Here is a 13,801-nt window from a genome sequence, read left to right as displayed (position 1 = left end):
GGTCGCAGGCATGGCATTACGGCTCGACAATCAAGGTTTCAGCGACGCGCTCGTCATTCTCGGCGCGGCGGGCCTGGTTATTCCCGCGTTTGCGCGGTTCCGGGTTAGCCCCGTCATCGGGTTCATCCTGGTCGGGTTGCTGGTCGGTCCCGCGGGTCTGGGCGCCCTGACCGGCGCCGCGCCCTGGCTCTATTACCTGACGATATCGAACCCGGAGGCGATCGAGCCTTTCGCGGAGTTCGGGATCATCCTGCTGCTGTTCTCGATCGGGCTGGAACTCTCGTTCAAGCGCTTGTGGTCGATGAAGCGGCTGGTGTTCGGCACCGGCGCGGCCGAACTGATCGGCTCGGCGCTGATCATCGGCGTGGCGTTGCACTTCATCGGCCAGGAATGGGCGGGCGCGATCGGGCTCGGGTTCGCGCTTGCGCTGTCATCGACGGCGCTGGTCCTGCCGCTCGTCGGCACCACCGGCGCGGTCGGCCGCGGGGCGTTTGCGATGCTGCTGTTCGAGGATCTGGCGCTCGTGCCGATTATCTTCGTGCTGGGTGCGCTGGCACCGACCGCGAGCGCGGACGGATGGTCGAACATCGCCGGGGTCGCGCTGCGCGGCGGGCTGACCGTGGTCGCGATGTATATCGGTGGCCGCGTCGTCCTGCCCCGCCTGTTCGGACAGGCGGCGCGGACCAAGAGTCCGGAGCTGTTCCTCGCCGCGTCGCTGCTGGTGGTGATAGTCGCCAGCGTCGCGACCACCGCGGCCGGGCTGTCGCCGATCGTCGGCGCGCTGCTGGCGGGGCTGCTGATCGCCGAGACCGAGTACCACAGCGAAGTCGAGGTCATCACCGCGCCGTTCAAGGGACTCGCGCTCGGCGTGTTCCTGATCACCGTTGGGATGAGCCTCGACCTGCGGCTGATCGCGCAGAACTGGCCGTCGCTGCTGCTCGCGGTGACGGGCGTGGTGGCGACCAAGGCCGTGGTGACGTTCCTGTTCCTGCGGGTTGCCAATTCGCGGCGCGGCGTGGCGGCGGAAACGGGGCTGCTGATGGGGAGCCCGTCGGAGACGACCCTGATCGTGCTCGCCACAGCCGCGCAGGCGCAACTCATCCTGCCGTCGACCGCATCGTTCTGGCAGACGGTCACGGCGATCGGGCTGACGATCACGCCGTTGCTGGCCAAGCTCGGCCGCAGCGTATCGCGTCATCTGGAGAGTCGTGCGGGCGCGGATGGCGGCGATGTCGAGATCGACGACGCCGGGCCTGGCACGGTCGTGATCGGCTTCGGGCGGGTCGGGCGGATGGTGGCGGACATGCTCGCCGTCCACGGCCAGCGCTATGTCGCGGTCGAGGCGGACATCGACGCGGTCGCCGCCGCCCGCGCACAGGGCTATCCGATCCTGTTCGGCGACGTGGCGCGGGCGGAACTGGTCGATCGGTTGAAGCTGCATACCGCCAAGGCGTTGATCCTGACGATGGACGATCCGGTGCTGACGGTGCGGCTGGCGCGGCGGGTCCGGGCTTTGGCGCCGGACCTGCCGATCGTGGCGCGGGCGCGAGATACGGCGCATGCGGCGGAGTTGTACCGGGCTGGCGTTACTGACGCGGTGCCGGAGACTTTGGAGAGTTCGTTGCAGCTGGCTGAGGCGGTGCTGGTCGATCTTGGGGTGGCGATGGGGCCGGTGATCGCGTCGATCCATGAGAAGCGGGACGAGCTGCGGCAGGAGATCAAGAAGGCGGCGGATATGATTGCAGAGCCGCGGATTCGGAAGGCCAAGCGGACGCCTCGGGCGGCGTAACCCGCGCTTCAAGCGCCCTTTGTTCTCCCGCGAAGGCGGGAGTCCAGTCTGGGCCCCCGCCTTCGCGGGAGAACAAGGTTTGGGGCGGCGCTCCGGGGGCGGCACCACCCCGGCGAAGGCCGGGGCCCAGTTGGAAAAATGGTCGTAACGGAGGGCTGCCCTCCTTTATCTTCGTTTCCCAACTGGGCCCCGGCCTTCGCCGGGGTGGTGCCAGTGTTTTGATCGCCCTACGCGCGCCCTCCTCTTGCCCTCACCCTTCCCACGGCGAAGATGCCGCGGGGCCCTTCCCTCTCCCGATGGGAGAGGGCAAGGGGAAAAGAAGGTTAGGGAGGATTAGGCCAACGTGCGGTTGCTTCAGGTTGTGCCTACGCCTGCGCGGCTCTTCATAAGTGGTTGTATTCGCTGACCGAATGACTCCACCCCTTCCAGGAAATCGTCGAAGGTCAGCAACACGCCGCCGGTGTTCGGGACCGCGGCCATCTCGTCGAGCATGCGCGCGACGCTTTCGTACGAGCCGACCAACGTGCCCATGTTGATGTTCACCGCGCCTTCGGGGGCGGCGAGTTGGCGGACGTTGGTGTCCTTGTTGTGCGTGTCCTTGGCGCCCTGGTCCATCAGCCACGCGATCGCGTCGACGTCGACGCCGGCGTTGTAATGCTGCCATTTCGCCATCGCCTCTTCGTCGGTTTCAGCGGCGATGATCATGATCAGGACGAAGATCTGCACGTCGCGGCCGGTCTTCGCGGTCGCCACTGCCAGGCGTTCGTTGTTGAAGGCGAAGGCGGTGGGCGTGTTGACGCCCTTCCCTAGACAGAACGCGTAGTCCGCCCATTTGGCGGAGAAGGCGAGGCCGTCGTCGGACGATCCGGCGCAGATGATCTTCATGTCGCCGGTCGGCTTGGGCCAGACGCGGCAGTCGGTCATCTGGTAATAGTCGCCCTTGAAATCGGACGTGCCCTCCTCCCACAGCTCGCGGAGAATGTGGGCGTATTCGTCGAGCATCGTGTAGCGATTGCGGAAATGCTCGTCGCCGGGCCACATCCCCATCTGCGTGTATTCGGGCGGTTGCCAGCCGGTGATGAGGTTGAGGCCGAACCGCCCGTGGCTGATCGAATCGATCGTGTTGCACATCCGCGCGGCGTAAGCGGGCGGGACCAGCAGCGTGGCGCAGGTCGCGTAGATCTTGATGTGCTCGGTGACGGCGGCGAGGCCGGCCATCAGCGTGAAGCTCTCCAGGCCATAATCCCAGAACTCGGTCTTGCCGCCGAAACCGCGCAGCTTGATCATCGACAGCAGGAAATCGAGGCCGTGCTTCTCGGCGGCCTGCGCGATCGCCTTGTTGAGATCGAAGCTCGGTTTGTATTGCGGCGCGTTCTCGCTGATCAGCCAGCCATTGTTGTTGATGGGCACGAAGACGCCGACCTGCATTTTATGCCCCCTATTCGCCGTCGAGCCAGTCGAGCAGCCACATGTTGAAATGCTCCTGGCGCGTCACGTTGCAGGCGTGCGCCCCCGCCGCCATCCGGGCAAGCTGCGCGCCGGGGATGCCGGCGGCAAGCTTTTCGGACGCGGACGGCGGCACGAGCATGTCGTCGTCGGCGGCGACCAGCAGCGTCGGCACGCGGATCTCGTCGAGCCGGCCGGCGATGTTGAACCGCCGGACCGCGGCCACTCGCCGCTGGACCATTTCCGCGCCGGGGAAATGCGCGAGCATATCCTCTTCCTCGTCCTGGAGCCGGTCGTGATGATCGGAGATCCATTGCGGCGGGTAGAGGAACAGCGGTTGCGCGTGGAGATACGCGCGGGGCCCGCTGTCGCTCAGCAGCGCGAGGCGGGTGTCGAAACAGCGGGCGGTGTGCGGGTCGAGCTTGGCCCAGCCGTTGATGACGACGAGGCGGTCGAGGCGTTCGGGTGCAGCCAAGGCGAGCGCGAGGCCGATATGGCCGCCGAGCGCGTGGCCGATGAAGGTGCAGCTTTGGAGGCCGATCGCGTCCATAAGCGCGACGACGTCGGCGGCCATCGCCTCGACGGTGAGGTCGCCGGGGACGTGGCGGTCCGAGCGGCCGGTGCCGCGGTGGTCGTAGGTGATGACGCGGTGGCCGGCGCCGAGGGCGGCGAGGTTGGGCTGCCAGTAGCGGCCCGAGCCGCCGAGGCCGCTCGACAACAGGATCGCGGGACCGTCGGGCTGGCCGTGTTCCTCCCAGTAGATGCCGCCCGCGAGCGCCATCAGGCGAGGTGGGCGATGCTGGCGATCTCGACGAGGCACTCGGGCTTCACGAGTTCGGTCTTGATGCAGTAGCGCGCGGGTTTGGGGCCGGGGAAATACTCGGCGTAGACCGCGTTGAAGGCCGCGTAGTCGGCGAGGTCCTTCAGGAAGATGTGGTTGAAGGCGACGTCTTCCAGCGTCGCGCCGGCGGCTTCGAGCGTGGTCTTGATGGTGTCGAGCACGGCGCGCGTTTGGGCGGCGGCGTCGCCTGGATGCAGGACTATGCCACCTTCGCCGAGCGCCAGCACGCCCGAGACGTAGACCGTGTTGCCGGCTTTTGCAGCGGCGGAATAGGGCGCGATCGGGGTCGGGAACTGGGGTGGGTTGATGGCTTCGAACGGCATCGTCATCCTTTCAGGTCATCACCGTTCCCCCGCGAAGGCGGGGGTCCAGGGTCGCAGGCGTCATCGTTCGTGATCCTGGGCCCCCGCGTTCGCGAGGGAACAGAAGGATGCCGGTCACTTCGGCAACTGCCCGAAGCTGCCGCAGAAATCGCTTACCGTGCTGACCCAGCCGAAGAACTTCTCGACGTTGTAGACGGTCGCCGCCTGCATCTCGGGCGGGCCGAGGTGATGCGTCGCGTCTTCCAGCATCACGCCGAAATATTCGAGGTGGAAGCCGTCGCGCAGCGTGCTTTCGACGCAGACATTGGTGGCGATGCCGACGAAGACGATGTTGCGGATGCCGCGACTTCGCAGGATGCTGTCGAGCTGTGAATTGAAGAACGCGCTGTAGCGGGTTTTGTGGACGCGGATGTCGCCGGGTTGGGGTTTTAGCGCGTCGACGATCTCGTAGTCCCAGCCGCCGCGGGCGAGGAACTGGCCGTGGAGTTCGGGGCGGGCGCGCATCGTCTTGAGCGCGTTGGACTTGTGCCAGTTGGGCGAGCCGGGGCCGCCGGCCTCGACATAGTCCGGATCCCAGCCGTTCTGGAGGAAGATCACCGGCATTGCCGCGGCGCGCGCGGTGTCTAGGACCTGGGCGATCTGGGCGATGGTGGCGGCCGAGCCGGCGATGTCGAAGCCGGCCGTGTCGACGTAGCCGCCGGGGGAGGCGTAAGCGTTCTGCATGTCGATCACGACGACGGCGGTTTCGGCGGGGTCGAGACGGAGCGCTTCCGGCCGTGCGGGCAGCGTGACGGCGTTCGCCTCGTTCGCGCCGGTACGGATGATCGGAGGGGCCGCTGTCATGCGCACAAGCTCGCTGCATCGCGGGAATTGTGCAAGTGCGAAATGATTGGGGGGTGCGGCGCGTCCGATCACGCTAACAAGCATGTTTCCCCGCGAAGGCGCGGATCCAGACTGGGCTCCCGCCTTCGCGGGAGAACAAGGAAGGGTGCGTTGCCGTCCGCCAAGCAGACCCCGACACCCCGGACTGGTTCGGTACTTATCCCCCTTGGACATGTAACCCTAAATCCGGTAACGGAGGTTTTGTAACGGAGCCGGTCGCGTTAGGCGAGTCGGTGGGGAGACCTGCATGTCGAGAAGTCGCTCAGGAGCCGCAAGCCTTATTGGCACAATCCTTTCGGCAGGGTGGGCTTGGGCAACCCTCACAATTTCCGTCGCCAACTTACCCGGGGACGCAAGCGATGCGTGGAAAGTCCTTGTGAGCGCGCCAGCCATAATTCCAATAGGCCTGACGGTCATTTGCCTTGTCGTTTTGGTTTGGGCGATATTTTGGCCGCACAAACCGGAGGAAGAGTCGACGCATATTGGGCCAATACATAGCGTCAGCCATTCACCTGGAAGTATAAACTTCCCAAGCGGGGGCGTAAACAATGTGTATAATCGCGCGCCGCGAGAGAATGGGGCGGTGTATCAAAACGATGTGCATATCGGTTTCGCCGAGGTATCACATGTCGTAAACGACACCATATCATTCGCTCAGTTCCAACTTACACGGAAACCTGTTCCCCATATTCCTGTAGTATTTGACGAATGGCTAATTGATTTTGGCGATCTCTTTGCATCGATGCAGCGGGGGCCTGTCAATAAACAGATTGGCGTCAACGGAGCGACCGGGAAGATTATTCGAAAGATTGCTAATGACTAAAGATCCCAATGCCCGCTTCGACACACTCCTTAAGGCGATGCTTTCCGGCAAAGCTCCTAGCGAGAAAAAGAAACCATCAGCCGAGCAAGCATCAGATGCGGAGTCTGACGCATGTTGTGACGATACTCGAACTCCGCGAGATACTTCGGAAGATGCTTCTGGCTGACATGAATGTGCGTGCCGTTGATCCCGCGCTTAAGCTGCGCCCACATGCCTTCGATGGCGTTCGTGGTAGCACCGCGTGCGCCGACATGCGCGCCCGACTTGTGGCTGACCGTGATGTGATCGAAGCCCTGTTGGCCAAGGAAGCGATAAGAGCCGAACTCGTCGCTGCTGATCGTCGTGCCGGGGGCGATGGAAGCGTGAATGAGCGCTTCCATGGGACCGCGCGTGCGGCTCGCGACGACACGCATGGCCAGCTTACCGCCGCGCTCTTTCATGCCAACGACAACAGCCTTGTTGCCCATGTAGCCGTTGCCCTTGCCGCTGATCGAGCCGCCAACGATCGTCTCGTCAATCTCGACAGTAACGCCCGCACCGCCAAGGAAATCGTCGCCGTCAACGTCACCCATGTACTCGCGGATCTGATGGCACATGCGCCACGCCGTCTTGTACGTCACGCCGAGTTGACGCTCGACTTCCTTGGCCGCAACGCCGTTACGCGAAGTGCAGAACTGAAACATCACGAAGAACCAATCGCGCAGCGGCGTGCGCGTGCGATCGAACGGCGTGCCAGCGGTCGGGTAAACCTGATGGGCGCACCAGTTGCACTGATACGAACGGCGAGCCTTAACGCGCGAGAACTTCGCCGGACGGGCGCAACCGGGACAGTCGAAATCGTGGCCGTACCGCACCTGGAACAGGTGATCCAAGCACGCCTCCTCGGTCGGGAACTGCGCTTGAAACTGGCGGAGCGTGGGCGCTTTGTTCGACATGGCTATTGTATGCCACATGCGCTTACATGTCGCAAGGGGATAATTACCGACTGGTTCCGGGGTCCACCGTTCCGCAAACTCGGACGCTGAGAGTGTGCGGAGCGGTGGATGCCGGAACAAGCCCGGCATGACGGAGGAAATTGTGGGAAGCTTCCGGCTAAGCCGTCGCCAGCGCGAAATCCTTGAAGCGTTCGCGTAGGGCGGTCTTCAGGAGCTTGCCCGTTGCGGTGTGCGGCAGGTCGTCGACGAAAACGATCGCGTCGGGGAGCCACCATTTGGCGACGTGCCTGGCCAGGTGTTCGCGGATCTCGGTTTCGCCGACATCGCTCCCGGGTTTGCGTACCACGAGAAGCAGCGGGCGCTCGTCCCATTTGGGGTGGCGAACGCCGATCGCCGCCGCCTCCGCGACCCCCGGACAGCCGATCGCGGCGTTCTCCAGGTCGACCGAGCTGATCCATTCGCCGCCGGACTTGATGACGTCCTTCGAGCGATCGGTGATCTGCATCGTGCCGTCTGCGTGGAGCATCGCGACGTCGCCGGTGTCGAACCAGCCTTCCTTGTCGACCGCGTCCTCGTCGGCACCGAAATAGCGTTGGACGACCCAGGGGCCCCTCACCTGCAACCGGCCTGCGATCGAACCGTCGCGGGGGAGGACCACGCCCTCGTCGTCGATGATGCGGAGTTCGATGCCGAAGGGGACGCTGCCCTGCTTGCCGACGAGATCGAGCTTTTCGTCGTGACTCATGTCGTCCCAGTGCGGCGGGGCGAAGCCGGCGGTGCCGATCGGGGAGGTCTCGGTCATGCCCCAGAGGTGCTTGACCGTGGCGCCCATGCCCATGATCCGCTCGATCATCGCGCGGGGGGCTGCCGAGCCGCCGATCGTTACCTGTTTGAGGTGGCGGGGCGCATCGCCCGAGGCGTCCATGTGGCCGAACATCGCGAGCCAGACAGTCGGTACGCCGGCGGAGTGCGTCACCTTCTCGTCGTTCATCAGGCGGCACAGCACGGCGGGATCGTTGACCGCGGAATAGACGACCTTCGCCCCCGACAGCGCGCAGGCGAACGGCAGGCCCCAGGCGGCGGCGTGGAACATCGGGACGACCGGCAGCACGACCGCGTTCGGCGAGAGATCGAACACCCACGGCGCGACCTCGGCCATCGCGTGGATCAGCGTCGAGCGGTGCGTGTAGAGCACGCCCTTCGGATTGCCGGTGGTGCCGCTGGTGTAGCAGAGCATGCACGGGTCGCGCTCGGGGCCTTCGACCCAGTCATAGTCGCCGTCCTCGGCGTCGAGCAGCGCCTGGAAGCCGTCAGGTCCCAGGTCATCGAAGCAGATGAAGTGGCGGATGCTGCCCCACTGACTCCGCAGGCGATCGACGAGCGGCTGGAACGCCTTGTCGTAGAGCATCACGCGGTCTTCGGCGTGGTTGGCGATGTAGACGAGCTGTTCGTCGAACAGCCGCGGGTTGATCGTGTGGATCACGCCGCCCATGCCGATCGTGCCGTACCAGGCGACGAGGTGATGCGCGTGGTTCATCGCCAGCGTCGCGACCCGGTCGCCGGGGGCTACGCCGAGCTTTTCGAGCGCTTGGGCCAGTTTGCGGGCGTCGCGCGCGATACCGGCCCAGTTGGTGCGTGTCTCGCGGCCGTCGGCCCAGTAGCTGACGAGTTCCCGCGCGCCGTGTTCGCGTGCCGCGTGGTCGATCAGGCGGGGAACACGAAGCTCGAAATCCTGCATTCCACCCAGCATTCTCGCTCTCCCAAGCTGTTATCCGACCAGAGCGAGCCTCGTTTCCGAGGTCTTCATCTCGACCTTGGCGACACCGTGCAACGACTCGATGTGCTCGACAAGCTCTCCGTCGAGCAGGAAGTCGCGGCCGAGCAGGATACAGACCTCGCCGTCGGGCGTCGGCGCGCGCACGCGGACCTCGCCGCGGGCGCCGCGATGCTCGGCGAGCAGTGAGGCGAGGCCGGCGAACGCGGTCATGTCGGAGATCGTCACGACCACCTGGAAGCGGGCGAGGTTGGCGAGGCCTTCGAAGGGCTGGATGCGCTTGATGCTGACGCGCGGTGTGTCCTCGCCGGGCTTGCGGTCGAGTTCGACGGTGATGAGGCCGCAGCCGCCGGCCTTGGCCGCTTCTTCGAGATCGCGCGAGACCTGCTCGTCGAAGCAGGTCGCCATAAACTGGCCGCTGGCGTCGGAGCATTGCGCCATCATGAAGCGCTTGCCCCGCGCGGACGTGCGGTAGCGCGCGTCCTCGACCAGTACCGCCATCGTCGCGCCGGCGCGGCTGCCGTCGTCGGGGATGTTGAGCTCCGACAGCGCGGTGTAGGCGCGGGCGCCGTGGCTGTTGGCGATGTGGCGGTGGCGATCGACCGGGTGCGCGGAGAAATAGAAGCCGAACGCCTCCTTTTCCTGGTCCATGCGCTGGCTGAGCGTCCAGCGGACCGAGGGGGGAAGCTTGATCGCGTCGCCGGCGGGTTCCGCGTCGCCGAACAGGCCGCCCTGCCCGCTGGTCTTCTGCTCGTGCGTGCGGGCGGCGATCGCTAGGATGGTTTCGGCGGTGGCGTGGATGCCGGCGCGGTTGGGCTCGAACGAGTCGAACGCGCCGGCGGCGGCGAGCGTCTCGAGCTGGCGCTTGTTGAGGAGGCGCGGGTCGACTCGCTTGGCGAGGTCGTCGAGGCCGGCGAACGGGCCGTTCTGCACACGCTCGACGATGAGCTTCTCCATCGCGCCTTCGCCGACGCTCTTCAGGGCGCCCAATGCGTAGCGCACCGCTAGATTGTCCCCCCGCGAAGGCGGGGGTTTAGACTGGGCACCCGCCTTCGCGGGTGAACATTCTGCTGGTGGAGCGTCAGCATCAGCCAAGACCTCGACGTCGAACTCGGCCTGGCTCGCGTTGATGCAGGGCGGTAGCGCCGTGATTCCCAGCCGGCGCATGTCGTCGGTGAAGATCGCGAGCTTGTCGGTCTGGTGCAGGTCGTAGCACATCGAGGCGGCGAAGAATTCGTGCGGGTGGTGCGCCTTCAGCCACGCGGTCTGGTACGCGAGCAGCGCATACGCGGCGGCGTGGCTCTTGTTGAAGCCGTAGCCGGCGAACTTGTCGATCAAGTCGAACAGCGCGTTCGCCTCGGCCTTCTTGATGCCGTTGACGCTCAGACAGCCCTCGACGAACCCCGCGCGCTGCGCGTCCATCTCGGCCTTCACCTTCTTGCCCATCGCGCGGCGCAGCAGATCGGCGCCGCCGAGCGAGAAGCCGGCCAGCACCTGCGCGGCCTGCATGACCTGCTCCTGGTAGACGAAGATCCCGTAGGTCTCCGACAGGATCGGTTCGAGCAGCGGATGCGGGTAGTCGATCGCCTCGGTGCCGTTCTTGCGGCGGCCGAACGACGGGATGTTGTCCATCGGGCCCGGTCGATAGAGCGACACGAGCGCGATGATGTCGCCGAAATTGGACGGGCGGACGGCGGACAGCGTGCGGCGCATGCCCTCCGATTCGAGCTGGAACACGCCCACCGTGTCGCCCTTTTGCAGGAGCGCGTAGACGCCGGCGTCATCCCATTCGAGCGCGTCGAGGTCGACGACGATGCCGCGTTTGGCGAGCAGTTGCACCGCCTTCTGCAGCACCGACAGCGTCTTCAGGCCGAGGAAATCGAACTTCACGAGGCCCGCACCCTCGACATATTTCATGTCGAACTGCGTGACGGGCATGTCGGACCGTGGATCGCGGTAGAGGGGCACCAACTGGGCCAAGGGCCGGTCGCCGATGACCACGCCGGCAGCGTGCGTCGACGAGTGGCGCGGCAGGCCTTCCAGCTTCATCGCCAGATCTAAAAGTTTCCGGACGCCGTTGTCGTTGGCGTATTCCTTCGCCAGCTCGCCGACACCGTTGAGCGCGCGCTCGAGCGTCCAGGGGTCGGTCGGGTGGTTCGGCACCAGCTTGGCGAGGCGATCGATCTGGCCGTAGCTCATCTGAAGCACGCGGCCGGTGTCCTTGAGCACCGCGCGCGCCTTCAGTTTTCCGAAGGTGATGATCTGGGCGACCTGATCGCGGCCGTATTTCTCCTGGACGTAGCGGATCACCTCGACGCGGCGGGTTTCGCAAAAATCGATGTCGAAATCGGGCATCGACACGCGTTCCGGGTTGAGGAAGCGCTCGAACAGCAGGCCGAGCTTGATCGGATCCAAATCCGTGATCGTCAGCGACCAGGCTACGACCGAGCCGGCGCCCGAACCACGGCCCGGGCCGACGGGGATGTCGTGGTCCTTCGCCCATTTGATGAAGTCGGCGACGATCAGGAAGTATCCCGGGAAGCCCATCTGGACGATCACGTCGACTTCGAACGCGAGCCGCTTGCGGTAGACGTCGCGCCAGCCGTCCTCGCCTTCGCCGTGAAGTTCGGTGATACGGGCGAGACGCGCTTCGAGACCGGCTTCGGCGTCGTCGCGGAGGAGTTTCGCCTCGCCCTCGATATCGCCGGCGAGGCTGGGGAGGATCGGCTTCCGATACGGTGCCATCACCGCGCAGCGCTGGGCTACGACCAGCGTGTTGGCGATCGCCTCGGGCAGGTCGGCGAACATCTCGTGCATCATCTGGGCCGGTTTCATCCAGGCCTCGGGGCAGCTGCGGATGCGGTCCTCGGTTTCGACATAGGTCGAGTGCGCGATGCAGAGCATGGCGTCGTGCGCGTCGCCGAACGCGCTTTCGGTGAAGCAGCACGGGTTGGTCGCGACCAGCGGCAGGTTGCGCTCGTAGGCGATGTCGATGAGGTCGTTCTCAGCCGCCATCTCGGTGGCGTCGTTGCGGCGGGACAGCTCGATGTAGAGGCGGTCGCCGAACAGGCCTTGGAGGCGATCGAGATAGGCGCGGGCGCGGTCGGGCTGGCCTTCCGCGAACAGCCTGGCGAGGCCGCCTTCGCCGCCGGCTGTCAGCGCTATCAGGCCGTCGGTGTGGCGTTCTAGCGCGGCGAAGTCGACATGCGCGGGCATCTCGATCGGGCGGTCGAGATGCGCCATCGAGACGAGCGCGCAGAGGTTGTCGTAGCCCGTCATGTTCTGCGCGTAGAGCGCGATCCAGTCGAACTGCGTCGCGACGCTGTCGGGCATGTCGGGGCGGCCGACGCCGAGCATCACGCCGATGATCGGCTGGACGCCGTCCTTCTTGGCGGCGTCCGAATAGGCCATCGCCGCGTAGAGCCCGTTGCGATCGGTGAGGGCGGCGGCTGGGAAGCCCAGCGCGCGTGCCTGCTTGGCGATCGCTTTCGGATCGATGGCGCCGTCGAGCATGGTGTAGCAGGAGAAAACGCGGAGGGGGACGTAACCGGAATGCATCGACCGGAGGTAGGCGCTGTGGCGTGATTCGACCAGCGTCGTTGAGTCCGATCGGAACTGTGGACACGACGAGCCGTTGCGGCGGGGACTTCTGGGAGCTTTATTTATGACGGATCCACGCGGGCACTTTGCCGATACCGAAACCACTGCCGCCGGGACGCCTCGCGCGGGCGCTGGTTGGGGGTGGATCCTGGCATATGGCGTGCTGTCGGTGGTGCTCGGGATCATGGCGTTCGCGTCGCCGTTTTCCGCAACTTATGCCGCGACGTTGGTGATTGGGGCGTTTCTGATTGCGGCCGGGATCGTGTCGATCGTGTCGGGGTTTGCCGGCAAGGGGCATGAGGGGCGCGGCTATGCGATCGGGTTCGGGCTGGTGTCGCTGGTGATCGGGCTGATCATGGCGTTGGAGCCCGCTACCGGTGCGATATCGCTGACGTTGCTGATTGCGGTTTGGCTTGGGGTTCGTGGGGCGTTGGAGATCGGGCTCGGGTCGCGGTTTCGGCGGGGTAAGGGGCTGATGATCGCGCTGGGTGTTGTGAACATACTGCTGGCGGTGATCGTGCTGGCGACGCTGCCTTGGTCGGCGTTGACTTTGCCGGGGTATGTGCTGGGGATCAGCTTCCTGTTTGGTGGGGTGACTTCGGTTGCTTCGGCGCTCGCCCACAAGAAGGGCGCGCCGGCGTTTTCGGTTTGACGCTTAGTGTGTTCTCCCGCGAAGGCGGGAGTCCAGTCTGGGCCCCCGCCTTCGCGGGGGAACACGCTTGGGCTGATGTCCGCCGCGACTAAGCGCACACCACCCCGGCGGAGGCCGGGGCCCAATTGGAGAGGATGCAGTAACGGAGCGCAGCGGTCTTCACTGCCGTCCCCCAATTGGGCCCCGACCTTCGCCGGGGTGGAGATAGAGTGCCGGGGTGGAGATAGATTGCCGTTGGTAGCGGGAATTTACAGCAGCTTCTCGATATCCTTTCGGATTTCCTCGGGCTTGGTCGTGGGCGCATAGCGGTCGATGACGTTGCCCTCGCGGTCGACCAGGAACTTGGTGAAGTTCCACTTGATCGCCTTCGATCCCAGCACGCCCGGCGCATCGGACTTGAGCCGCTCGAACAGCGGGTCCGCCGCCGCCCCATTGACGTCGACCTTCGCGAAGACCGGGAACGTCACATCGTACGTCAACGTGCAGAAGTTCGCGATCTCCGCCGCATCGCCCGGCTCCTGCGCGCCGAACTGGTTGCAGGGAAACGCCAGCACCTCGAACCCGCGCTCGGCATAGTCGCGGTGGAGTGCTTCGAGCCCCTCATATTGCGGCGTGAAGCCGCATTTCGACGCGGTGTTGACGATCAACAGCACCTTGCCCCGATAGGGTTCAAGCGAGGCCGCGCTGCCGTCGGCGGTCTTCACGGTGAAGTCGGTGATCGCGGTCATGGGCGGTC

11 protein-coding genes are annotated in these 13,801 nt (G+C 65.2%); 3 read left to right on the top strand and 8 right to left on the bottom strand.

Annotated elements, in window-relative coordinates:
- Nucleotides 1-10: 10 nt before the first annotated feature.
- Nucleotides 11-1,789 (top strand): cation:proton antiporter domain-containing protein, encoded by a 1,779-nt coding sequence (locus ACLBWL_RS15035; protein ID WP_447794362.1) that lies wholly within the window; start codon nt 11-13, stop codon nt 1,787-1,789.
- Nucleotides 1,790-2,143: 354 nt separating this feature from the next.
- Here ACLBWL_RS15035 and rutA read toward each other — a convergent pair whose 3' ends face one another.
- The 4 genes from rutA to rutB all read right to left on the bottom strand — a co-directional run bounded on the left by rutA (nt 2,144) and on the right by rutB (nt 5,242).
- Nucleotides 2,144-3,217 (bottom strand): pyrimidine utilization protein A, encoded by a 1,074-nt coding sequence (rutA, locus tag ACLBWL_RS15030; RefSeq protein ID WP_447794360.1) that lies wholly within the window; start codon nt 3,215-3,217, stop codon nt 2,144-2,146.
- Nucleotides 3,218-3,227: 10 nt separating this feature from the next.
- Nucleotides 3,228-4,016 (bottom strand): pyrimidine utilization protein D, encoded by a 789-nt coding sequence (gene rutD / locus ACLBWL_RS15025; protein WP_447794358.1) that lies wholly within the window; start codon nt 4,014-4,016, stop codon nt 3,228-3,230.
- Nucleotides 4,016-4,399 carry a pyrimidine utilization protein C gene (rutC, locus tag ACLBWL_RS15020; RefSeq protein ID WP_447794356.1) on the bottom strand — a complete coding sequence of 128 codons (384 nt, stop codon included), beginning with the start codon at nt 4,397-4,399 and terminating at the stop codon, nt 4,016-4,018. The genes rutD and rutC overlap by 1 nt, the downstream gene beginning before the upstream one ends.
- A gap of 114 nt (nt 4,400-4,513) precedes the next feature.
- A complete protein-coding gene (rutB, locus tag ACLBWL_RS15015) occupies nt 4,514-5,242 on the bottom strand; it encodes a pyrimidine utilization protein B (protein ID WP_447794354.1) in 729 nt (242 codons plus the stop codon).
- A 415-nt stretch (nt 5,243-5,657) separates the two neighbouring features.
- Between rutB and ACLBWL_RS15010 the strand changes: the two genes are divergently transcribed.
- Entirely contained in the window at nt 5,658-6,104 is a 447-nt protein-coding gene (locus ACLBWL_RS15010) for a hypothetical protein (protein WP_447794352.1), read from the top strand.
- 56 nt (nt 6,105-6,160) lie between these two features.
- Here ACLBWL_RS15010 and ACLBWL_RS15005 read toward each other — a convergent pair whose 3' ends face one another.
- From ACLBWL_RS15005 to dnaE, 3 genes are all read right to left on the bottom strand, one after another.
- Nucleotides 6,161-7,039, bottom strand: a complete 879-nt coding sequence (locus ACLBWL_RS15005; RefSeq protein WP_447794350.1) for an IS1595 family transposase — start codon at nt 7,037-7,039, stop codon at nt 6,161-6,163.
- A gap of 157 nt (nt 7,040-7,196) precedes the next feature.
- Complete coding sequence (locus tag ACLBWL_RS15000) at nt 7,197-8,789, bottom strand: long-chain fatty acid--CoA ligase (protein WP_447794348.1); 1,593 nt, start codon at nt 8,787-8,789, stop codon at nt 7,197-7,199.
- A gap of 18 nt (nt 8,790-8,807) precedes the next feature.
- On the bottom strand, nt 8,808-12,371 hold the full coding sequence (dnaE, locus tag ACLBWL_RS14995) for a DNA polymerase III subunit alpha (protein WP_447794346.1): 3,564 nt from the start codon (nt 12,369-12,371) through the stop codon (nt 8,808-8,810).
- A gap of 106 nt (nt 12,372-12,477) precedes the next feature.
- On the opposite strand from dnaE, the gene ACLBWL_RS14990 reads away from it, so the two are divergent.
- Complete coding sequence (locus ACLBWL_RS14990) at nt 12,478-13,065, top strand: HdeD family acid-resistance protein (RefSeq protein WP_447794344.1); 588 nt, start codon at nt 12,478-12,480, stop codon at nt 13,063-13,065.
- Between the two features lie 248 nt (nt 13,066-13,313).
- Here ACLBWL_RS14990 and ACLBWL_RS14985 read toward each other — a convergent pair whose 3' ends face one another.
- On the bottom strand, nt 13,314-13,793 hold the full coding sequence (locus ACLBWL_RS14985; RefSeq protein WP_447794342.1) for a glutathione peroxidase: 480 nt from the start codon (nt 13,791-13,793) through the stop codon (nt 13,314-13,316).
- Nucleotides 13,794-13,801: the final 8 nt, after the last annotated feature.

This window comes from Sphingomonas sp. M1A8_2b (assembly GCF_053345535.1).
This window is presented reverse-complemented; position numbering and strand designations above follow the sequence as displayed.